We start from the raw sequence: 20,178 nt of genomic DNA on the forward strand, positions 1-20,178 counted from the left end.
GTCACGGGTCTTTTCCGTGGGTTCACCGTCCGGGCCCCAGGCGCTGTGAGCCGTCTTGACCTGCGCTTTCTCGACGTCACGTGACCTTGCTCACGCAACCCCCACCCCCGTCCCGGCGTCCTAGGGTGCATGAGGATCCGCCTCCCGCGCCTCCCCCGTACCCGCACCGGACAGCGCCGGGCGGTGCAGTCGCTGATGGCCGTGTGCGTGCTGGCGCTGCTGCCGTCGACCTGGCTGTACCTGAGCACCGGCGACCGCCTGCGCACCCTGGAGGACGCTCCCCGCACCGACGTGGCCGTCGTCTTCGGCGCGGGTCTGTGGCAGGGCGAGCCCTCGCCGTACCTGGCGCACCGGCTGGACGCGGCGGCCGAGCTGTACCGCGCCGGGCGGGTGGAGGTCGTGCTGGTCACCGGGGACAACAGCCGCGAGGACTACGACGAGCCGGACGCGATGCGCGCCTATCTGACCCGGCACGGGGTGCCCGACGCGCGGATCGTCAGTGACTACGCGGGCTTCGACACCTGGGACTCCTGCGTGCGCGCGAAGAAGATCTTCGGGGTCGACGAGGCGGTACTGATCAGCCAGGGCTTCCACATCCGGCGCGCGGTCGCGCTGTGCGAGGCGGCGGGCGTCACCTCGTACGGCGTCGGCGTGGACGACCTGCACGACGCGACCTGGTACTACGGGGGCACCCGGGAGATCCTCGCGGCCGGCAAGGCGGCGCTGGACGTCGTGTTCCGCCCGGACCCGCACTTCCTCGGGCCGAGGGAGAAGGGCGTGGCGGAGGCGCTGGCGAGCGCCCGGTGAGCGGTCCCTCACCGGCGCCGGACGGCGACGGGGAGGTCGCCGTGCGCTCCGCGTAACAATCAGCCGCATCGGCGTGTAACACGGACGAAGCACGCTGGTGAGCATGGAGAACACCGCCACGCCCACGCACTGCCCGTACTGCGCCCTGCAGTGCGGGATGAATCTGACGCCCTCCCCCGACGGGACGGTCGAGGTGAGCGAGCGGGCGGACTTCCCGGTGAACCGGGGTGCGCTGTGCGGCAAGGGGCGTACGGCGCCGGCGGTCCTGTCGTCGAGCGTCCGCCTGACCTCGCCTTTGGTGCGTTCCGGGGACGGCGAGCTGGTGCCCGCCACCTGGGCGGAGGCGCTGGACCGGATCGCCGGGGAGCTGGGCCGCGTACGGGCGGAGCACGGTCCGGACGCGGTCGGGGTCTTCGGCGGCGGCGGTCTGACGAACGAGAAGGCGTACACGCTCGGCAAGTTCGCGCGGGTGGTGCTCGGCACCTCCCAGATCGACTACAACGGCCGCTTCTGCATGTCGTCCGCGGCGGCGGCCGGGATGAAGGCGTTCGGGCTCGACCGGGGGCTGCCCTTCCCGCTGGAGGACATCCCGAAGTCCGGCTGTGTGATCCTCGTCGGCTCCAACCTCGCCGAGACCATGCCGCCCTCGCTGCGCTTCTTCAACGAGCTGCGCGAGAACGGCGGCAGGCTGATCGTCATCGACCCGCGCCGCACGAGGACCGCCGAGCAGGCCGATCTGCACCTCGCGCCCCGGCCCGGCACCGATCTCGCGCTCGCGCTGGGCATGCTGCACCTGGTCGTCGCCGAGGGTCGCACGGACGAGGAGTACATCCGTGAGCGCACCACCGGCTGGGAGGAGGCCCGCGCGGAGGCGCTGGCCCACTGGCCGGAGTACGTGGAGCGGATCACCGGCGTCTCGGTGCCGGAACTGCGCGAGGCGGTACGGATGTTCTGCGAGCCGGAGTCGGCGATGGTGCTCACCGCGCGCGGCCCCGAGCAGCAGTCCAAGGGCACCGACACCGTGGGCGCCTGGATCAACCTGTGCCTGGCCACCGGCCGTCCGGGCCGCCCGTACTCCGGCTACGGCTGCCTCACCGGCCAGGGCAACGGCCAGGGCGGGCGCGAGCACGGCCAGAAGGCCGACCAGCTCCCCGGCTACCGCAAGCTGGACGACCCCGAGGCGCGGCGGCACGTGGCCGAGGTGTGGGGCGTGGACCCGGACTCGCTGCCGGGCCCCGGGCGCAGCGCCTACGAACTGCTGGACGCGCTGGGCTCGGACATCAAGTCGCTGCTGCTGATGGGCTCCAACCCGGTGGTGTCGGCGCCGCGGGCCGCGCACATCGAGGAGCGGCTGCGGTCGCTGGACTTCCTGGCCGTGTGCGATGTCGTCCTCTCGGAGACGGCGGCGCTGGCGGACGTGGTGCTGCCGGTGACGCAGTGGGCGGAGGAGACGGGCACGACGACGAACCTGGAGGGCAGGGTGCTGCTGCGCCGCCGGGCGATCACCCCGCCCTCGGGGGTGCGCAGCGACCTGGAGGTCATGCACGAACTCGCGGACCGGCTGGGCGTGGAGAAGGGCTTCCCGACCGACCCCGAGGAGGTCTTCGAGGAGCTGCGCCGGGCCAGCGCGGGCGGCGCCGCCGACTACTCCGGGATCACCTACCGCCGGCTGGCGGAGGAGAACGGGGTGTTCTGGCCGTGCCCGGCGGAGGGCGGGGACACCGAACACCCCGGGACGCCGCGCATGTTCGAGGACCGGTTCGCGACGCCGGACGGGCGGGCCCGGTTCGTACCGGTCACGCACCGGGCGACGGCCGAGGAGCCGGACGCGGAGTACCCGGTGCTGCTGACCACGGGACGGGTGGTGTCGCAGTACCAGTCGGGCGCCCAGACCCGCCGCGTGGACGAGCTGAACGCCGCCGCGCCGGGCCCGTTCGTGGAACTGCACCCACGGCTCGCGGCACGGCTCGGGGCGGCCGAGGGCGACCCGATCGCGGTGACCTCCCGGCGCGGGCGGGCGGTGGCCCCGGCGCGGATCACGAACGCCATCCGCCCCGACACGGTCTTCATGCCCTTCCACTGGCCGGGCGAGGGCCGCGCCAACACGCTGACCAACCCGGCGCTGGACCCGACCTCGCGGATGCCGGAGTTCAAGTCCTGCGCGGTGCGCGTGGAGGCGGTGCGCGGCTGATCAGCGGCGGGTCTTCCGGTCGACTGATCAGCGGCGGGTCTTCCCGTCGCCTGATCAGCAGCGCGCCTTCCCGTCGGCTGATCAGCAGCGCGCCTTCCCGTCGACTGATCAGCAGCGCGCCTTCCAGTCGACTGATCAGCAGCGCGCCTTCCAGTCGCCGCCCTCGATGAGCCTGCCTTCCTTCCGCAGGCGGGCGGCGACGCGCGGGGCGGCGACGTAGACCCAGGCGCGCACCCGGCGCGATCCGCTGAGGACGACGTCCCGCTCGATGCGTTCGTAGAGGTTGCGCGGGTCCCCCGGCCGGTACTCCTCCAGCCGGTCCAGTACGGCGAGCAGGGCGTCGTACTCCTCCGGGCGGGCGGTGACCAGCTCGCCGTGCACGCTCGGCCCCGGTTCCGCCACGACGTAGGGGTAGCCGGGGCCGTCGTAGAGCAGGGCGTCGGGCAGGACCGCCGGTTCCTCGGCGAGGACGCGGCCGTGCAGGAAGGCGGCGTGGTTGGGCTGGCCGGGGCGCAGGGTGCCGTAGACGAAGAACGGCAGGGGCGGGCTGGTCACGGAATCCACGGAAACGATTCTGTCCTCTCACACATCTCCACGGGACCGCCCTGGCCACCGACCTGTCATGGCCCCTTAAATCGCAGGACAAGATCGCAGGACAAGATCGCGGGCCGAGATCACCGCCCCGTCTCCGCCCGTGTCCCCAGGCGCCCTCCCGAGGAGATCCATGAGCCGGATACGGCCGTACGTCCGAGGTTCCCGTCTCGCCACCGCAGGTGTGGCCGCCACCGCCGCCGGGCTGCTGGCCGCGACGCTCACCCCGAGCGCGGGAGCGGCCGGTGCGCCCCGGCCGACACGGGCGAAGGCGATCGAGAACGCGGCCGGGGCGCTGGCCGGCCACGCCGCCGAACTGGACCTGACCTCCGCGCAGGAGACGAAGGTCCGGGACGTGATCGTGGACGCGGACGGCACCCAGCATGTGCGCTACGACCGCACGTACCGCCGACTCCCGGTGCTGGGCGGCGACTTCGTGGTCCACCTCGCGAAGGACGGCACGTACCGCAGCGCGTCCCGCGCCGCCCGCGGCTCCGTCGCCCCGGCCGGGGGCGTCACCCCCGCCCTCCCCGCCACCCGCGCCGCCGACCTCGCCCTGAACGCCCTGCGCGCCGCCAACCTCGGCGAGGCGCTGCGCCAACTCACCGCGAAACCCCGGTTGGTGGTCGACGCCCTGCACGGCGAGCCGAGGCTGGCCTGGCGCACGGAGGCGGTGGCCCGCGACGCACGGGGCAACCCGGTCGGCCGGACCGTCCTGACCGACGCCCGCACCGGCGCGCAGATCGACATTTGGGACACGCTGGAGACGGTGGGCGGGGACGGGAAGTCGCTGTACAGCGGGACGGTGCCGCTGAACACGACGGAGTCGGGGTCGTCGTACGAGCTCAAGGACGCCACCCGCGGCGGCACCTACACGGGCGACGCGGCGAACCGGACGGACCTCTGCCTGCTGGTCACGATCTGCCTCACCCGCGCCCCGGCGACGGTCTTCACGGACGCCGACAACCACTGGGACGCGGGCGCCGCGGTGGACGCGCAGTACGGCACCGACATGACGTGGGACTACTTCGAGGAGGTCCACGACCGCACCGGCATCGCGGGCGACGGCAAGGGCTCCTTCAACCGGGTGTACTACGGGACGCGGTACAACAACGCCTTCTGGGACGACAGTTGCTTCTGCATGACGTACGGCGACGGTGACGGGACGACGTTCGGCCCGCTGGTCTCGCTGGACGTGGCGGGCCACGAGATGACCCACGGCGTCACCTCGAAGACGGCGGCCCTGACGTACTCCGGCGAGTCCGGGGGCCTCAACGAGGCGACCTCGGACATCTTCGGCACGCTGGTGGAGTTCCACGCGCGGAACGCCTCGGACCCCGGGGACTGGATGATCGGCGAGAAGGTCGTCCGCGACGCCTTCGGCCGCTCCGCCCTCCGCTACATGGACAAGCCCTCCAAGGACGGCAGTTCGGCGGACTGCTGGACTTCCAGAACCGCCTCCCTGGACGTCCACTACTCCTCCGGAGTCGGCAACCACTTCGCCCACCTCCTCGCCGAGGGCAGCGGCGCCAACTCCTCCACCTGCGACGGCTCGACGGTACCCGGCATCGGCCGCGCCAAGCTGGGCGCCATCTGGTACCGGGCCCTGACGGTCTACATGACCTCCTCGACCAACTACGCGGGCGCCCGGACGGCAACCCTGAACGCCGCGAAGGACCTCTACGGGGCGGGGAGTGCGGAGTACGCGGCGGTGGGGGCGGCGTGGGGGGCGGTCAACGTGGGCTGAGGGCCGCGTCGACCACCAGGTCGTGCACGCGGCGCGGGGCCGTGCCCAGAAGTTCGGGCAGGTCGGAGTGGCCGGAGGCCAGGAAGCCCGCTGCCGTGTTGGAGAGCAGGGACAGGGTGTGGGTCATCTGGTAGGGCTCCAAGGGCTGGGTGAGGAGGGCGGCTCGGGTGCTTGTCAGGGTTGTGGGGTGGTACGTGATCGGGGTGCCGTGGTGCTTGGTCAGGAGGTCGGCTATGTCCTCGCCGCCCAGGGCTGTCGCTCCCTCCAGTTCGTAGGTGCGGTTCGCGTGGGGGGTGGGGGTGCCGGCCGCGAGGGCGCGGTCCGACTCCGCCGCCACGCGCACCGTGACGTCCGCCAGGTCCTGCCTCGCCACGACCGACATACGGCCCGTGCTCCCGTACGCCGCCTCGAAGACGCCGGTCTCGGCGGCCCGTGCGGCGGACTGGGACGAGAGGGCGCCCAGGAGTTCGGCGTAGAGGCCGTTGCGGAGGACGGTGGTGGTGAAGGGGGACCGGGACAGGCGGGACTCCGTCCACCGGTGCGGGGCGGCGAGGGTGGTGTGGTCGCCCGATGCGGCGAGGCTTGTGTAGATCACGTGGCGGATTCCGGCCGCTGCCGCCGCTTCGGCCGCCGCGTCGTGGCGGGCCATCACGATGTCGTCCTCGGCGTATCCGGCGGAGATCAGCACCAGGACGTCGACCCCGGCGAAGCCCTCCGTCAGGGTCGCCGGGTCGTCGAAGTCGATGCGGCGGGCGGTGCGGGCGTCGGGGGTGCGGGTGCCGGGGATCGCGTCGATTCCGTCCAGTTCCGACAGGCCCCGGTACACCAGGCCGCCGAGGGCTCCGGACACTCCGGTCACGAGAATCATTCGGGCGCTCCATGCGTTGGTTGCTGTTGAACAGCACCGAGCATCCGTCGAGTTCGGCGGTCCCGTAAGGAGGCACTTTCGTGTCAGGCCCTAACACCGCGGTTGGTTCCCAGGTCAGCGGCGTTCCACAGCACGGACCTTGTGGTGACGACGACTGCGGCATTCGCGATGTGCTGGACCGGCTCGGCGACCGGTGGACCGTGCTCGTGGTCGTCGAGCTCGCCAAGGGGAGCCGTCGTTACGGGGAGTTGGAGCGCGCGATACCCGGCATCTCGCAGCGCATGCTGTCCCTCACCACCAAACGGCTGTGCCGCGACGGACTCACCGAGCGCATCGTGCACCCCACGCTCCCGCCCCAGGTCGAGTACCGGCTGACCCCTATGGGCCGCAGCCTGTCCACCATGATCTCGGCGCTGGCCGACTGGTCCCGAGACCACAAGGGCGCCATCGCGGAAGCACGGGTGCGCTGGGACGGGAGTGTGATGTGAGAAGTGCTCAAGCCGCGTACGGGCTGCGCTCCTTGGCCTCCTTCAGTGCCCTCCCCCACCACTCCAGCTGATCCAGCATCGTCTTGGCCGCCGCGTCCGGCGCCGTGGGGTCCTTCAGGCGGCCGGAGTCGTCGAAGGCGGCGCCCGCGTTGTGGAAGGAGACCGTGTCCCGGACGGTGACGGCGTGGAGCTCGGCGAAGACCTGGCGCAGGTGTTCCGCGGCGCGCAGTCCGCCCGCCAATCCGCCGTAGGAGACCAGGGCGACGGGCTTGGCCCGCCACTCCTCGTAGTGCCAGTCGATCAGGTTCTTCAGGCCGGCCGGGTAGGAGTGGTTGTACTCCGGGGTCAGCACGACGAACGCGTCTGCGCGGGCCAGCTTCGGGGTGACGTCGGCCAGGGCGGCGGCCGCCTCCGCCGTACGGGCGAAGGAGGTCGGCAGGTCGAGCGCGGCCACGTCCACGACCTCGGGTACGAGGTCCTCGCGGCGCTCCACGTGCTCCAGCAGCCAGTCGGCGACGACCGGGCCGAACCGGCCGTGGCGGTTGCTGCCGATGACGACGGTGACAGTCAGGGGTTCCGTTGCGGAAGTCATGCCGTCAGGCTCGTACCTCAAGCTTTGTTGAGGTCAAGCGGCGTCCCCGGCCCGTCTCGGGTCACCCGTTCACACCCGCCGCGCGCACACTCGCCGGACGCCCGCCAGAACACCGTCTGACCTGGACAAACACCGAGCGCGGCCGATGTGCCTGACACCCATTCACCCCAATTCTGACGCCCACTCAGGAAGCGGCGCGCGCCCGCTGCCCCTACCTCTGGAGGACAGTGACCCACCGCTGACCCAGGGAGCAACGATGCGCCTGACCGCCCGTCTGCTGACCGGGACCGCGCTCGCCGTCTCCGCCGCCGGACTGGTCTGCGCCCCGGCGTACGGCGCGGGGTCGGGCGGTCTGGGGGTCTCCCCCGCCTCGGTCGTACCGGGTGACCCGGTCACCGTCACCACCACGGCCTGCGCGGACGGCGGTACGGCGGCGGGCGACGCCAGCGCGGTGGGCGCCGGGGCGTTCACGCTCACGCCGGGCGCCCCTGGCCGGGGCGCCGTCGGGCAGTTCCAGGTGCCGGAGAGCGCGCAGCCGGGGACGTACGAGATCACCGCGGCCTGCGCCGGGGGCGGCCGGAAGGTGACCGGTGACCTGGTGGTGACGCTCACCGCGCACCCCACGCATCCGCGGGGTGGCGTGAAGACGGGGGTCGGTGGCGCGCTCGGCCCCGACCCCGTGCAGACCGCGGCCGGCGTGGCGGCTCTCGCCGTCGCCGCCGCGGGCGGTACCTGGCTCCTGCATCGCCGGGCGAGAGGCGACGGGATCTGACGGGCACCCTCCGCTGTCCGTCCCGCCGGTACCGCATGTCCCCTCCCCCTCCGGGTCCGACGCCCCTCGCGGCCCGGAGGGGGAACAGGGCCCGTCCGTCCAGGAGGCCGAAGCGTGTTCGCGAAGCGTGGCAACACCGCGAAGCCCCGTGATACCACGGCCAAGCGTGGCAACTCCGCGAGGCCCCGTGACACCACGGCCAAGCGTGGCAACACCGCGAAGCCCCGTGACACCACCGAGAAACGCGGCACCACCGCGATAGCCGCCGTCACCGCCGTCGCCCTCTGCTCCGGTCTCTGGCTGCTGCACAACGGCACCGCCCCGCACCCCCCGCCGCAGCCCACCGCCGCCCAGGCGCACCCCGACCCCGACCCCGCCGCCCGCCGGCCGTCCGCCGCGCCCGCGCTGCCGCCCTCCCCGCCGGACCGCATCCGCATCCCCACGATCCGGGTCGGCGCCCCCCTCATGGGCCTCGGCCTCACCCCGTCCGGCAGCCTGGACGTGCCGCCGGCCGAGCGGGAGAACCTGGCGGGCTGGTACGAGTCCGGCACCACGCCCGGCGAGCGGGGCACCGCGATCGTCGCGGGCCACGTCGACAACGCCGAGGGCCCCGCCGTCTTCTACCGGCTCGGCGCGCTGAAGAAGGGCGCCACGGTGGAGGTGGACCGGCGCGACGGCTCCACGGCCGTCTTCACGGTCGACGCGGTCGAGGTGTACGACACCCACGCCTTCCCCGACGAGAAGGTCTACGGCGCCGCCCGCCGCCCCGAACTGCGGGTCATCACCTGCGGCGGGGGCTGGTCACGCAGTACCGGGTATCAGGGCAACGTCGTCGTCTTCGCGCACCTCACCGGCAGCCGGTGAGCCCAGGACGTGCCGCTTCCCCCAGGTTCCGAGCGGCACCAGGGCGTCGTTGAGGGTGAGGCCCCTCGGGGTCAGGGAGTACTCCACGCGCGGCGGCACCTCGTCGTACTCCTCGCGGTGCACGATGCCGTCCGACTCCAGCTCGCGCAGCTGGGCGGCGAGCACCTTCTCGGTCACGCCCGGCAGCCCGCGCCGCAGCTCCCCGAACCGGTGCGGGCGCACCGACAGCTCCCACAGGATCAGCACTTTCCACTTGCCGCCGATCACGTCCATCGCCGCGTCCACACCGCAGACGTACGAGCCCGGCCGTCGCGCCGTCGCCATCCCTGTTCCCCGTCCCTCGCTCTGCCCCGATCGCTCTGCCTCGATGCTTACGTCGAGGTAACCACCCACTCCAAAGTACGTACTTGAGCAGGCAGTTCAGCCTCCTTGAGGCTAAACGACATGACTGACAGCACCTCTTCCCCGCTGACCAAGACCCCCCTCACCCTGCTCGGCACCGGTGCCATGGGCACCGCCCTGGGCCGGGCCTGGCTCGCCGCCGGGCACCCCCTGACCGTCTGGAACCGCACCCGCGCACGTACCGAGGAGCTGGCCGCCGAAGGCGCGACCGTCGCCGACAGCGCCGCCGCCGCGGTGGCCGCCAACCGCCTTGTGATCGTCTGTCTCCTCGACGACGACTCCCTCGGCGAGGCCCTCGCCGGCGCCGATCTCACCGGCCGGGACCTGGTGAACCTCACCACCGGCACCCCGGCCCAGGGCCGCGCCCGTGCCGCCTGGGCCGAGGCGCGCGGGGCGCGGTTCCTGGACGCCGGGATCATGGCCGTACCGCCGATGATCGGCAGCCCGGAGAGCGGGGCGTACGTCTTCTACAGCGGCTCCGCCGCGCTGTTCGAGGAGCACGGGGCGACCCTCGCCGTCCCCGCCGGTACCGCCTACGTCGGCGCCGACCCGGGCTTCGCCGCGCTGCACGACGTGGCGCTGCTCAGCGCCATGACCGGCATGTTCGCGGGGGTCTTCCACGCGTTCGCGCTGGTGCGCCGGGAGGACATCGCGCCGAAGGAGTTCGCCGGGCTCCTCCAGAGCTGGCTGACCGCGATGGCGCACTCGGTCCACAAGACCGCCGACCAGTTGGAGACCGGCGACTACGGCAAGGACGTCGTCTCCAACCTCGCCATGCAGGCGGCGGGCAACGCCACACTGCTGCGCACGGCCCAGGAGCAGGGGGTGAGCGCCGAGCTGCTGAAGCCGTACATGAACCTCATGGACGAACTGCTCGCCCAGGGGCGGGGCGAGGAGGACACCACGGGGATGGTGGACCTCCTGCTCCGGCGGAGCAGCTAGGCCAGCCACTGCTCGTACGCCATGTTCGCCACGAGCGCGAACACCACCGTCAGCAGGACGATCCGGACGAAGCCGCTGCCCTTCTTCAGGGCCGTGTGGGCGCCGAGCGTGCCGCCCGCCAGGTTGAAGACGGCCATCAGGGCGGCGAGCTGCCACAGGACCGTGCCCTGCCAGGCGAAGGTGGCGAGGGCGCCCGCGTTGGTGCAGCAGTTGACGATCTTGGCGGTGGCCGAGGCGGTCACCAGGTCTAGGTGGAGTACCGCGGTGAGGGTGAGGACGAGGAAGGTGCCGGTGCCGGGGCCGATCAGTCCGTCGTAGAAGCCGATGCCGAGGCCGGCCAGGCCGATCGCGGCGAGGACGCGGCGCGGTCCCGCCGGGCCGGTCGCCGGGGCGGTGCCGAAGGCGGGGCGGAGGATGACGAAGGCCGCGACCGCCAGCAGGACCACCATGATCACGGGTTTCAGGACTTCCGTGCTCATCCCGGCCGCCAGGAACGCCCCGCCCGACGAGCCCGCCAGCGCGGCCACGCCGATGCGGACGGCGAGGCGGACGTCCACCGTGGTCTTGCGGGCGTACGTCACCGCCGCGCCCGTGGTGCCTACGATCGCGACCGCCTTGTTGGTGCCCAGGGCGTAGGCGGCCGGGGTGTTCGCGGGCAGGCCCAGCAGCAGGGCCGGGAGGAGCAGGAGCCCGCCGCCGCCGACCACGGCGTCGATCCAGCCCGCCGCGAGGGCGGCGATACAGAGGACGACGATCATGGCCAGGGATATGTCGGGCATGATCGCGACCCTATGGGACGGGATACATGCGCTGTCCATCTACCTGAGGGCCTTCTGAGGTTCCGGGCAGGCCGCGTCCCGTCCTCACAGCCCACGTCGGGCGGGGTCCGGGAACCCTCACACCCGGACCCCGGCACCGCTGAGGGCAGAGTTCCCCGCGTGAAACAGACGTGATGCTGCCGGGTAACACCCGCACCGCACGCTCAATGGCATGACCTCGAATACGCGTGTGGTGGTGATCGGCGCCGGCCTCGCGGGCGTACGGCTCGCCCGGCGGCTCGGCGAGCTCGGCACGCCCGCGCTGCTGATCGGCGAGGAGGAGCACCGGCCCTACAACCGGGTGCTGCTCGCCGAAGTGCTGGCCGGGCGGTACGCCCCCGAGGTGATCGCGCTGCCGACGCCCGACGGACTGCTCCGCACCCGGGTCACCGGCATCGACCGCGAGGCGCGCACCGTCGCCTGCGCGGACGGCTCGGAGATCGCATACGACACGCTGGTCCTGGCCACCGGCTCCAACCCGGTGCTGCCGCCGCTGCGCGGACTGTTCACCCCGGACCACGAGCTGCCCGAGGGCGTGCACGCGTTCCGGACCATGGACGACTGCCTGGGACTGTCCAAGGCGGTACGGCCCGGAGTGCGCGCGGTCGTCATCGGCGGCGGGCTGCTCGGGGTCTCCGCGGCCCGCGCGCTCGCCGTGCGCGGCGCCCAGGTGATGCTCGCCCAGCAGTCCGAGCGGCTCATGGAGCGCCAGCTCGACCCGGGCGCCTCCAAGCTGGTGCTGCGGCACCTGAAGGACCTCGGGGTCGAGGTGCACACCGAGTGCCGGGTGCGCGACGTGCGCTGCGTCGGCGGGGCGGTCCGCTCGGTGGAGATGGCCGACGGCTACGCCCTCGACGCCGACCTGGTGGTACTGGCCTGCGGGGTGCACCCGAGGGTCGGTCTCGCCAAGGACGCCGGGCTCGCCGTCCACAAGGGCGTCCTCGTCGACGACGAGCTGCGCACCTCCGACCCGCACATCCGGGCCATCGGCGACTGCGCCCAGCACGACGGCGCCCTCTACGGCCTGGCCACCCCGGCCCTGGAACAGGCCGACGCGCTCGCCGAGCTCCTCGCCGGGGACGGCACCGCCCGCTACACCGGCACCCGGTCCCTGACCCGGCTCACCCTGAACGGCAACACCGCCTTCGACCTCGCTGCCTTCGGCGAGACCGAGGCGCTCCCGGGCGACGACGTCGTCCAGCTGACCGACGCCACCCGCGGCACCTACCGCAAGGTCGTCGTCCGCGACGACCGCGTGATCGGCGGGGTACTGGTCGGCGAACTCGGCACCGTCGGCGCGCTCGCCCGCGCCTGGGAGGGAGCAGAGCCGCTCCCCGCGGACGGCGCCCCCCTGCTCCACCTGCTCACCAACGATGGAGGCTCCTGATGACCGCCACCCCGGGGGCCACCCCCACGATCGCGCTCGTCGGCCACGGCATGGTCGGCCAGCGCTTCCTGGAGGCACTCGCCGAGCGCGGCCTGACCGCCACGCACCGCGTGGTCGTCCTCTGCGAGGAGCCGCGCCCCGCCTACGACCGCGTCGCGCTGACCTCCTACTTCTCGGGCAAGACGCCCGAGGACCTGTCGATGACCGACATGGAGTTCATCGAGAAGCACGGGATCGAGCTGTACGTCGGCGACCCCGCGCTGAGCGTGGACCGCGAGGCGAAGAAGGTCACCGCGAAGTCCGGCCGGGTCTTCGACTACGACATCCTCGTCCTCGCCACCGGATCCTTCCCGTTCGTGCCGCCCGTACCGAACAAGGACGCCACCGGCTGCTTCGTCTACCGCACCATCGAGGACCTGCTCGCGATCGAGGAGTACGCCAAGCGCTCCACGACCGGCGCCGTGGTCGGCGGCGGTCTGCTCGGCCTTGAGGCGGCCGGCGCGCTCAAGGGCCTCGGACTGACCTCCCACATCGTGGAGTTCGCGCCCCGGCTGATGCCGGTGCAGGTCGACGAGGGCGGCGGCGCCGCGCTGCTGCGCACCATCGAGGACATGGGCCTGAGCGTGCACACCGGTGTGGGCACGCAGGAGATCGTCGTCGACGAGTCGGGCACCGTCACCGGGATGAAGCTGTCCGACGGCTCCGAACTCGCCACCGACCTGGTCGTCTTCAGCGCCGGTGTCCGCCCCCGCGACCAGCTCGCCCGCGACTGCGGTCTGACGGTCGGCGAGCGCGGCGGCATCGCGGTGGACGAGCAGTGCCGTACGGTCTCCGACCCGAGCGTGTTCGCGATCGGCGAGTGCGCGCTGGCCGCCGACGGCCGGGTGTACGGCCTGGTGGCCCCCGGTTACGAGCAGGCCGAGACGGCCGCCGCGACCATCGCCGCCGACGAGGCCGCCTTCACCGGCGCCGACCTGTCCACCAAGCTGAAGCTGCTCGGCGTGGACGTGGCCTCCTTCGGTGACGCGCACGGCACCACCGAGGACTGCCTGGACGTCGTCTACTCCGACTCCCGCGCGGGCCTGTACAAGAAGCTGGTCATCGGCCGCGACGGCACGCTGCTCGGCGGCATCCTGGTCGGCGACGCGGAGGCGTACGGCACCCTGCGGGCCTTCACCGGCTCGGTCCCGCCGGTCTCCCCCGAGTCCCTGGTGCTGCCCGCCGGCGCGGGCGCCCCGGCGCAGCTCGGCCCGTCGGCACTGCCGGACGAGGCGGTGATCTGCTCCTGCCACAACGTCACCAAGGGCACGATCCGCGGCGCGGTCACCGAGCACAAGTGCACCACCGTGCCCGAGGTGAAGAAGTGCACCAAGGCCGGTACCGGCTGCGGCAGTTGCGTCAAGGTCCTCGGCCAGCTGGTCAACGCCGAGCTGGAGGCGTCCGGCGTCGAGGTCGACAAGGGCCTGTGCGGCTGCTTCGCGCAGACCCGCGAGGAGCTCTACGAGATCGTCCTCGCCCTGCGCATCAACACCTACCAGGACCTGCTGGACCGCTACGGCCGCGACGGCGCCAAGGGCGGCGACGGCTGCGAGATCTGCAAGCCCGCGGTCGCCTCCATCATCGCCTCGCTCGCCCCGACCATCGGCGCCGAGCCGTACGTCCTGGACGATGTGCAGGCGCCGCTGCAGGACACCAACGACCACTTCCTGGCGAACCTGCAGAAGAACGGCTCGTACTCGGTCGTGCCGCGCATCCCCGGCGGTGAGATCACCCCGGAGAAGCTGATCGTGATCGGGGAGATCGCCCGCGACTTCGGGCTCTACACCAAGATCACCGGTGGTCAGCGGATCGACATGTTCGGCGCGCGGGTCGAGCAACTGCCGCTGATCTGGACCCGGTTGGTGGACGCCGGCTTCGAGTCCGGCCACGCCTACGGCAAGTCGCTGCGCACCGTGAAGTCCTGCGTCGGCCAGACCTGGTGCCGCTACGGCGTGCAGGACTCCGTCCGCATGGCGATCGACCTGGAGCTGCGCTACCGGGGGCTCAGGTCGCCGCACAAGCTGAAGTCGGCGGTCTCCGGCTGCCAGCGCGAGTGCGCGGAGGCCCAGTCCAAGGACTTCGGCGTGATCGCCACCGCCAACGGCTGGAACCTCTACGTCGGCGGCAACGGCGGCGCCACCCCGCGCCACGCGGACCTGCTCGCGCAGGACCTCTCCGACGCCGAGCTGATCCGCCTCATCGACCGGTTCCTGATGTTCTACATCCGCACCGCCGACCGCCTGGAGCGCACCTCGACCTGGCTGGAGCGGATCCCGGGCGGCCTCGACCACGTCCGCGACGTGGTGGTGGAGGACTCCCTCGGCATCTGCGAGGAGCTGGAGAGCCTGATGGCGGCGCATGTCGCCCACTACCGCGACGAGTGGGCCGAGACCATCAACGACCCCGAGAAGCTGGCCCGGTTCGTGTCCTTCGTCAACGCGCCCGACACCCCCGACCCGGTCGTCGGCTTCGTCCCCGAGCGCGACCAGATCAAGCCCGACCTGCCGCTGCTGTCCATCGGCGTCCGTCCCCTGGAAGGGAGCAACCAGCGATGACCCTGGCCCCCGAGACAACCGACCTCAAGGTCCAACTCCGGCTCGGCGACGACGAGTGGTTCACCGTGTGCGACCTGGGCCGACTGCTCCCCGGACGCGGCGCGGCGGCCCTGCTGCCCGACGGCAGCCAGGTGGCGCTGTTCCGGGACCGCGCAGGAGAGCTGTACGCCATCGACAACCGGGACCCGTTCACCGGGGCCGGGGTCCTCTCCCGGGGTCTGACCGGCAGCCTCCAGGGCCGCCCCTTCGTGGCCTCGCCGCTGCTGAAGCAGCGCTTCGACCTCGCCACGGGGCAGTGCCTGGACGACGAGACGGTACGAGTGCGGACGTACACCGTACGCGCGTCCTGAGTACCGCGCCGGGCCCGGCCGACCTCGTTCGGCCGGGCCCTCGGCATGCCCGCCGACGCCACAGTCCAGGCTACGCCCCGGCGCGCGCGGCACCCCGCACCACCGGCCCCGACCTGCGGCTGTGCCCCTCCCGCCGGGTGTGCCGCACCACCTCGCGCGCCTTGTCGCCCCCGCGCTACCGCAACCCGGCGCCGACGGCCCGCTGTCCCTGGGACTGCCGGCCGCCCACCTGGGTCGCGGCCGTTCGGACATCGGGGGATGACCATGCGCATCGCACGCACACACCGCCGCGCCACCGCGCTCGGCCTCGCCGCTCTCTGCACGGCCGTACTCGCCACCACCACGGCCTGCGGCTCCCCGGACGACGGCTCCACGAAAGGCCGCTCGCCGAAGGCCGCCCGGACCTCCGGCGGCTCCGGACAGGCCCTGGAGAACAAGGCGTACGGCTACAACCCGGCCATCTGGGCCACCCGCCGGGACAGCAGCATCGGCGTCTACGGCATCAGCCTGCACGGCCGGAGCTTCACCATCGGCGGGCAGGTCAAGCTGGTGCTGTTCCGGGACGGCGGGGTCCCCGGCGTGCCCGTCTGGTACCGGACCACAACCGCCCGCTCCAAGCCGAACCGGCACGGCGGCGCCTTCGACGTCACGACCGGGCTGCTGGACTGCACGGCGTACGGCTACGGCACGGACTCCACGCTGATGGCCCTGGACGTCACCACGAACACCTGGTCGAGCAAGGCCCGCGTCTCCACGGGGTGCAGCCGCTGAAAAACTCGGTGGCCGACCGGGGCGGGCGCTGCTTCCATGGCGGACATGGTGTCCTCCGACCGTCTCCTCGCCTTCGCGGCCATGTCGTTCCTGCTGATCGTGGTCCCCGGCCCCAGCGTGCTGTTCGTCATAGGCCGGGCCCTCGCGCAGGGGCGCAGGGCGGCGCTGATGACGGTGGCCGGGAACACGGTGGGGGCCTACGCTCTGGTCCTCGGTGTGGCCCTGGGCGTCGGCCAGGTCGTGGAGCGGTCGGTGCTGGTGTTCACGCTGCTGAAGCTGGCGGGCGCCGCCTACCTGGTGTACCTGGGCGTGAAGGCGTGGCGGGAGCGGGGCGCGCTGCGGGCGGCCTTCGCCGAGGAGACCCGGGCGGCGCCGCACGGGGGGCTGCGCACCTTCCGGGAGGGGTTCGTGGTCGGGGTGACCAACCCCAAGACGATCGTGTTCTTCGCGGCCGTGCTCCCCCAGTTCGTGGACCCCGGCGCGGGGCACGCGACGGCCCAGATGCTGCTCCTCGGCCTGGTCTTCAACCTCATTGCCCTGACCTTCGACAGCCTCTGGGGCCTGGCGGCGGCCACCGCCCGCACCTGGTTCGCCCGCTCCCCGCGCCGTCTGTCGGCGGTGGGCGGAGTCGGCGGCCTGACGATGATCGGCCTGGGTGTCACGGTCGCGGTGACGGGCCGCAAGGACTGACGCTCACGCGAGTACGTCGCAGGCGACCCCGGTCAGCCGCTCCGACGCCTCCCACAGGAGCCGCCCCATCCGGTCGTCGAGCGTCCACGGGGCGCGGCGGGCGGGTGCCGGGGAGACGCCGACGAGGGGCGGCCCGGTGAAGGAGTCGGGCCGGACGCCGGGGGCGGTGGCCGCGTACAGCGTGGGCAGGGCGCCGGACTGCGCCGAGCGGGCGAAGAAGCGGTTGCCGGTGCGCATGAGGGTCTCGGTGACGCGGCGGCCGGTCATGCGGGGGGCGGCGGTCTGGAGGTTGGTGGCCGCGTAGCCCGGGTGGGCCGCGGCGGCCACCACGTCGGAGCCGTGGGCGGCGAGTTTGCGGGACAGTTCGTGGGTGAACAGCAGGTTGGCGGTCTTGGAGCGGCCGTAGGCGAGCCAGCGGTGGTAGCGGCGCTCGCTGTTGAGGTCGGTCAGGTCGACGTTGGACACGGCGTGCATCCAGCTGGAGACCGTGATCACCCGGGCTCCCGGGGTCCGCAGCAGGGCGGGGAGCAGCAGTCCGGTGAGGGCGAAGTGCCCCAGGTGATTGATCCCGAACTGCTGCTCGAACCCGTCCGCGGTCGTGCCGTACGGCAGCGCCATCACCCCGGCGTTGTTGACGAGCAGGTCGAGCCGGCCGTACGGCAGACCCGCCGCGAACTCCCGTACGGAGGCCAGGTCCGCCAGGTCCAGCCGGGCGAACTCCACGTCCGCGCCCGGTACTTCGGCGGCCAGCCGGTCCCCGGCCTGAGTGCCGCGCCGTTCGCTGCGGCAGGCGAGGACCACCCTGGCCCCCTTGCGGGCCAGTTCGCGTGCCGTGACGTACCCGATGCCGCTGTTGGCGCCGGTGACCACGGCCACGCGTCCGCTCTGGTCGGGGATGTCCTCGGTGTTCCAGCCGGCCATGGACGGCTCTCCCTTTCGCCGGAGGGGATCCCTTCAGCGTACGAGCGAGGAGTTCTCCGCGTACCCGTCCGGCATGGGCCTGGTGTCCAGGTAGAACCACTCGGCCCCGGGGCCCGGGAAGGTGGCGGGCTGCGGCTCGGCCGGCGCCGCGGCGGGCGGCTTGGGCGGGGTCGCCGGGCCCGGCATGAGCAGTTCCACGCGCAGTCCCAGCTTGCGCTGCTGGGCGGTGAACTCCTCCACCTGGTTGCGGCAGGCGTGGTCCAGGTGGGTCACCCCGGTCAGGTCGAGGCGGATGCGCGGCTTGCCGGCCGCGGCGGCGTTCTCCAGCGCCTCGATCACCTGGGGCAGCCGGAGGAAGGTGGCGTTGCCCGCCATGACGACCTTCGCGGTGTCCTCCTCCAGGTGCTGGCGGATCACGGTCCGCGACATGCGCAGCGCGGCCAGCACGATCCCGGCGACGAGACCGACGATCACCCCTTCCAGCAGGGCGGTCGCCACGATCACCAGGGTGGTCACGGTCATCACCACGAACTCGCCGCGGTCCTGCCGCCACATCTTCGGGAACTCGTCGGGCGCGAACAGCTTCCAGCCGCTGTGCACCAGCACCCCGGCCAGCACCGAGATCGGGATGAGCGCCAGCACCATCGGCAGCAGCAGCGCGAAGGCGAGCAGCCACAGGCCGTGCAGGGTGCGTGAGAGCCGGGTCTTGGCGCCCGCCTGGACGTTGGCCGAACTGCGGGCGACGACCGCGGTGATGGGCAGCGCGCCGAGGAGTCCGGCGACGGCGTTGCCGGTGCCCTGGGCGATCAGCTCGGTGTTGTACTGCGTGCGCGGTCCGCTGTGCATACGGTCCACGGCGGCAGCGGTGAACAGGCTCTCCGCCGAGGCGATGACCGTGAAGGTGAGGATGGAGGTGAGGATCGCCGGGTCCGCGAGCCCCGCGAACTGCTCGGCTCCGGGGAACTGGATCGCGGCGGCCAGATTGCCGACCTGGAGGGTCTTCACCTCCACGCCGGGCAGCGCCGCGACCGCACAGCCGAGGCCCACGGCGACCAGTGGGGCCGGCGCCTTGCCGAGCGGCGCGGGCACCTTCTTCCACAGGAAGCTGAGCACGATGGTGACCACGCCGAGCCCGACCGCGATCATCATCTGCGGGTCGGCCAGCACGGCGGAGAACAGTCCGGGCAGCCCGGCCATGTTCTCGATGGGGGTGCCGGGCGCCTTCGCGTCGGACATCGGGTAGAGCTGGCTGACCATCAGCGGCAGTCCGATACCGGCCAGCATGCCCTGGACCACGGCGAGGGAGATCGCCTGGAACATCCGGCCGAGCCGGATCAGTCCGAGCACGATCTGGAAGATGCCGGAGAACAGCACGATCACCCCGAGGACGGCCACGCCGTTCTCCGCGACCGTCTCCGCGACCAGCGCGGCGAGTCCGGCGGCGGGGCCGCTGACCTGGAGCGTGCTGCCCCGGATCGCGCCCACCACCAGACCGCCGATGACCCCGGAGACGATGCCCAGCTCGGCCGGGACCCCGGAGGCGACGGCCACGCCGATGCACAGCGGCAGGGCGACCAGGAAGACGACGAGGGAGGCGTTAATCTCGGCGCCGAGGTCGAACCCGGCGCCCTTGCCCCCCGGTTTGATCCCCGCCGCCTTCCTGGGGCGGGCGTGGCCGCGTCCCCGTGCGTGCGCCCCGCTCATGCGGCGTGCACCCGGAAGCGGTCGTCGGCGTCCAGCTCGTGCACACGGCCGGTGTCGACCTCGTAGTACCAGCCGTGCAGCCGCAGCTCGCCCTTCGACAGGCGACGGCGCACCACCGGGTGACTGCGCAGCGCGGCGAGCTGGTTGACGACATTGCGCTGGGCCACGTCGGACAGCGACGGATCGTCGTCGGCGGTGGAGGTGAGCACCTCGGCCAGCGCCGGGCGGGCCGGGCGCAGCCAGGCGTCCACGCCGGGCAGCGCGGACAGGTCGTCGCCGTCGATGAGCGCCCGCATCGCACCGCAGTGTGAGTGACCGCACACGACCACGTCCTGAACGCCGAGCACCTCCAGCGCGTACTCGACGGTGGCGGCCTCCCCGGAGGCCCCGCTGCATCCGTACGGGGGCACGATATTGCCCGCGTTGCGCAGCTCGAATATCTCTCCGGGGCGCGCGCCGGTGATCAGCGCGGGGATTACACGCGAATCCGAGCAGGTAATGAAGAGCGCTTCGGGGCATTGCCCTTCGGCCAGTTTCCGATATTCGTCGCTCTCGAAATCGACGCGCCGCCCGAACGCACGGGCACGGTCCAGCAATGCCTTCAACTCTGCCTCCTGCAAGGGGAGTTCGGCCAGATGACAGCAGCGTAGAGAGGCCCGCACCAGACGAAGGTTAAGAG

Annotated in this window: 20 protein-coding genes; 12 read left to right on the plus strand and 8 right to left on the minus strand. The window is 72.3% G+C overall.

The window, feature by feature from the left end:
- Positions 1-129: 129 nt before the first annotated feature.
- Positions 130-807, plus strand: coding sequence for a SanA/YdcF family protein (locus tag ACZ7L7_RS03215; RefSeq protein ID WP_285511239.1), 678 nt, complete (start codon positions 130-132; stop codon positions 805-807).
- Positions 808-910: 103 nt separating this feature from the next.
- On the plus strand, positions 911-2,998 hold the full coding sequence (locus ACZ7L7_RS03220; RefSeq protein WP_285511238.1) for a molybdopterin oxidoreductase family protein: 2,088 nt from the start codon (positions 911-913) through the stop codon (positions 2,996-2,998).
- 135 nt (positions 2,999-3,133) lie between these two features.
- Here ACZ7L7_RS03220 and ACZ7L7_RS03225 read toward each other — a convergent pair whose 3' ends face one another.
- Entirely contained in the window at positions 3,134-3,553 is a 420-nt protein-coding gene (locus ACZ7L7_RS03225; RefSeq protein WP_471429277.1) for a gamma-glutamylcyclotransferase family protein, read from the minus strand.
- Positions 3,554-3,722: 169 nt separating this feature from the next.
- Here ACZ7L7_RS03225 and ACZ7L7_RS03230 point away from each other — a divergent pair, with 169 nt between their 5' ends.
- Complete coding sequence (locus ACZ7L7_RS03230; protein ID WP_471429279.1) at positions 3,723-5,336, plus strand: M4 family metallopeptidase; 1,614 nt, start codon at positions 3,723-3,725, stop codon at positions 5,334-5,336.
- Here the strand turns inward: ACZ7L7_RS03230 and ACZ7L7_RS03235 are convergent.
- Positions 5,323-6,204, minus strand: a complete 882-nt coding sequence (locus tag ACZ7L7_RS03235) for a Rossmann-fold NAD(P)-binding domain-containing protein (RefSeq protein WP_472074577.1) — start codon at positions 6,202-6,204, stop codon at positions 5,323-5,325. The genes ACZ7L7_RS03230 and ACZ7L7_RS03235 overlap by 14 nt on opposite strands.
- An 80-nt stretch (positions 6,205-6,284) precedes the next feature.
- On the opposite strand from ACZ7L7_RS03235, the gene ACZ7L7_RS03240 reads away from it, so the two are divergent.
- On the plus strand, positions 6,285-6,692 hold the full coding sequence (locus tag ACZ7L7_RS03240; protein WP_472074579.1) for a winged helix-turn-helix transcriptional regulator: 408 nt from the start codon (positions 6,285-6,287) through the stop codon (positions 6,690-6,692).
- Between the two features lie 7 nt (positions 6,693-6,699).
- Here the strand turns inward: ACZ7L7_RS03240 and ACZ7L7_RS03245 are convergent, their stop codons facing one another.
- Positions 6,700-7,284 carry an NADPH-dependent FMN reductase gene (locus ACZ7L7_RS03245; RefSeq protein ID WP_453602182.1) on the minus strand — a complete coding sequence of 195 codons (585 nt, stop codon included), beginning with the start codon at positions 7,282-7,284 and terminating at the stop codon, positions 6,700-6,702.
- A gap of 256 nt (positions 7,285-7,540) precedes the next feature.
- Between ACZ7L7_RS03245 and ACZ7L7_RS03250 the strand changes: the two genes are divergently transcribed.
- Together ACZ7L7_RS03250 and ACZ7L7_RS03255 are read left to right on the plus strand one after the other, a co-directional pair.
- Entirely contained in the window at positions 7,541-8,056 is a 516-nt protein-coding gene (locus ACZ7L7_RS03250; RefSeq protein WP_471429281.1) for a hypothetical protein, read from the plus strand.
- Positions 8,057-8,314: 258 nt separating this feature from the next.
- Positions 8,315-8,920, plus strand: a complete 606-nt coding sequence (locus ACZ7L7_RS03255) for a class F sortase (RefSeq protein WP_285511306.1) — start codon at positions 8,315-8,317, stop codon at positions 8,918-8,920.
- On the opposite strand, the gene ACZ7L7_RS03260 is transcribed toward ACZ7L7_RS03255, so the two are convergent.
- Positions 8,858-9,244: a winged helix-turn-helix transcriptional regulator gene (locus ACZ7L7_RS03260; protein ID WP_471592039.1), complete on the minus strand. Its 387-nt coding sequence runs from the start codon at positions 9,242-9,244 to the stop codon at positions 8,858-8,860. The genes ACZ7L7_RS03255 and ACZ7L7_RS03260 overlap by 63 nt on opposite strands.
- A gap of 120 nt (positions 9,245-9,364) precedes the next feature.
- Here ACZ7L7_RS03260 and ACZ7L7_RS03265 point away from each other — a divergent pair, with 120 nt between their 5' ends.
- Entirely contained in the window at positions 9,365-10,264 is a 900-nt protein-coding gene (locus ACZ7L7_RS03265; protein WP_472074582.1) for an NAD(P)-dependent oxidoreductase, read from the plus strand.
- Here ACZ7L7_RS03265 and ACZ7L7_RS03270 read toward each other — a convergent pair.
- A complete protein-coding gene (locus ACZ7L7_RS03270; protein WP_285511229.1) occupies positions 10,261-11,043 on the minus strand; it encodes a sulfite exporter TauE/SafE family protein in 783 nt (260 codons plus the stop codon). The genes ACZ7L7_RS03265 and ACZ7L7_RS03270 overlap by 4 nt on opposite strands.
- 211 nt (positions 11,044-11,254) lie before the next feature.
- Between ACZ7L7_RS03270 and ACZ7L7_RS03275 the strand changes: the two genes are divergently transcribed.
- The 5 genes from ACZ7L7_RS03275 to ACZ7L7_RS03295 all read left to right on the plus strand — a co-directional run bounded on the left by ACZ7L7_RS03275 (position 11,255) and on the right by ACZ7L7_RS03295 (position 16,874).
- The gene (locus tag ACZ7L7_RS03275; RefSeq protein ID WP_472074584.1) at positions 11,255-12,469 is read left to right on the plus strand and encodes an NAD(P)/FAD-dependent oxidoreductase; all 1,215 of its coding nucleotides are present in this window, start codon (positions 11,255-11,257) and stop codon (positions 12,467-12,469) included.
- Positions 12,469-15,063 carry a nitrite reductase large subunit NirB gene (gene nirB / locus ACZ7L7_RS03280; RefSeq protein WP_285511227.1) on the plus strand — a complete coding sequence of 865 codons (2,595 nt, stop codon included), beginning with the start codon at positions 12,469-12,471 and terminating at the stop codon, positions 15,061-15,063. Before ACZ7L7_RS03275 ends, nirB begins: the two co-directional genes overlap by 1 nt.
- The gene (gene nirD / locus ACZ7L7_RS03285; RefSeq protein ID WP_285511226.1) at positions 15,060-15,413 is read left to right on the plus strand and encodes a nitrite reductase small subunit NirD; all 354 of its coding nucleotides are present in this window, start codon (positions 15,060-15,062) and stop codon (positions 15,411-15,413) included. Before nirB ends, nirD begins: the two co-directional genes overlap by 4 nt.
- A gap of 264 nt (positions 15,414-15,677) precedes the next feature.
- Positions 15,678-16,184, plus strand: a complete 507-nt coding sequence (locus ACZ7L7_RS03290; protein ID WP_471429288.1) for a hypothetical protein — start codon at positions 15,678-15,680, stop codon at positions 16,182-16,184.
- 45 nt (positions 16,185-16,229) lie between these two features.
- A complete protein-coding gene (locus ACZ7L7_RS03295) occupies positions 16,230-16,874 on the plus strand; it encodes a LysE family translocator (RefSeq protein WP_453602233.1) in 645 nt (214 codons plus the stop codon).
- A gap of 3 nt (positions 16,875-16,877) precedes the next feature.
- Here the strand turns inward: ACZ7L7_RS03295 and ACZ7L7_RS03300 are convergent, their stop codons facing one another.
- Genes ACZ7L7_RS03300 through ACZ7L7_RS03310 form a run of 3 tightly spaced genes read right to left on the minus strand, consistent with a single transcriptional unit; the run spans position 16,878 to position 20,104 of the window.
- Entirely contained in the window at positions 16,878-17,795 is a 918-nt protein-coding gene (locus ACZ7L7_RS03300) for an oxidoreductase (protein WP_285511224.1), read from the minus strand.
- Positions 17,796-17,828: 33 nt separating this feature from the next.
- Positions 17,829-19,499, minus strand: coding sequence for a SulP family inorganic anion transporter (locus tag ACZ7L7_RS03305; protein WP_472074587.1), 1,671 nt, complete (start codon positions 19,497-19,499; stop codon positions 17,829-17,831).
- On the minus strand, positions 19,496-20,104 hold the full coding sequence (locus ACZ7L7_RS03310) for a carbonic anhydrase (RefSeq protein WP_285511304.1): 609 nt from the start codon (positions 20,102-20,104) through the stop codon (positions 19,496-19,498). The genes ACZ7L7_RS03305 and ACZ7L7_RS03310 overlap by 4 nt, the downstream gene beginning before the upstream one ends.
- Positions 20,105-20,178 lie beyond the last annotated feature (74 nt).

This window comes from Streptomyces sp. NPDC110618 (assembly GCF_055657065.1).

What these genes read in the sequence shown, in the direction of transcription:
- ACZ7L7_RS03215 (WP_285511239.1), top strand. Translation starts at nt 130, where the DNA reads ATGAGGATCCGCCTCCCGCGCCTCCCCCGTACCCGCACCGGACAGCGC.
- ACZ7L7_RS03220 (WP_285511238.1), top strand. Translation starts at nt 911, where the DNA reads ATGGAGAACACCGCCACGCCCACGCACTGCCCGTACTGCGCCCTGCAG.
- ACZ7L7_RS03230 (WP_471429279.1), top strand. Translation starts at nt 3,723, where the DNA reads ATGAGCCGGATACGGCCGTACGTCCGAGGTTCCCGTCTCGCCACCGCA.
- ACZ7L7_RS03235 (WP_472074577.1), bottom strand. Translation starts at nt 6,204, where the DNA reads ATGATTCTCGTGACCGGAGTGTCCGGAGCCCTCGGCGGCCTGGTGTAC.
- ACZ7L7_RS03245 (WP_453602182.1), bottom strand. Translation starts at nt 7,284, where the DNA reads ATGACTTCCGCAACGGAACCCCTGACTGTCACCGTCGTCATCGGCAGC.
- ACZ7L7_RS03250 (WP_471429281.1), top strand. Translation starts at nt 7,541, where the DNA reads ATGCGCCTGACCGCCCGTCTGCTGACCGGGACCGCGCTCGCCGTCTCC.
- ACZ7L7_RS03260 (WP_471592039.1), bottom strand. Translation starts at nt 9,244, where the DNA reads ATGGCGACGGCGCGACGGCCGGGCTCGTACGTCTGCGGTGTGGACGCG.
- ACZ7L7_RS03265 (WP_472074582.1), top strand. Translation starts at nt 9,365, where the DNA reads ATGACTGACAGCACCTCTTCCCCGCTGACCAAGACCCCCCTCACCCTG.
- ACZ7L7_RS03270 (WP_285511229.1), bottom strand. Translation starts at nt 11,043, where the DNA reads ATGCCCGACATATCCCTGGCCATGATCGTCGTCCTCTGTATCGCCGCC.
- ACZ7L7_RS03275 (WP_472074584.1), top strand. Translation starts at nt 11,255, where the DNA reads ATGACCTCGAATACGCGTGTGGTGGTGATCGGCGCCGGCCTCGCGGGC.
- nirB (WP_285511227.1), top strand. Translation starts at nt 12,469, where the DNA reads ATGACCGCCACCCCGGGGGCCACCCCCACGATCGCGCTCGTCGGCCAC.
- nirD (WP_285511226.1), top strand. Translation starts at nt 15,060, where the DNA reads ATGACCCTGGCCCCCGAGACAACCGACCTCAAGGTCCAACTCCGGCTC.
- ACZ7L7_RS03290 (WP_471429288.1), top strand. Translation starts at nt 15,678, where the DNA reads ATGCGCATCGCACGCACACACCGCCGCGCCACCGCGCTCGGCCTCGCC.
- ACZ7L7_RS03295 (WP_453602233.1), top strand. Translation starts at nt 16,230, where the DNA reads ATGGTGTCCTCCGACCGTCTCCTCGCCTTCGCGGCCATGTCGTTCCTG.
- ACZ7L7_RS03300 (WP_285511224.1), bottom strand. Translation starts at nt 17,795, where the DNA reads ATGGCCGGCTGGAACACCGAGGACATCCCCGACCAGAGCGGACGCGTG.
- ACZ7L7_RS03305 (WP_472074587.1), bottom strand. Translation starts at nt 19,499, where the DNA reads ATGAGCGGGGCGCACGCACGGGGACGCGGCCACGCCCGCCCCAGGAAG.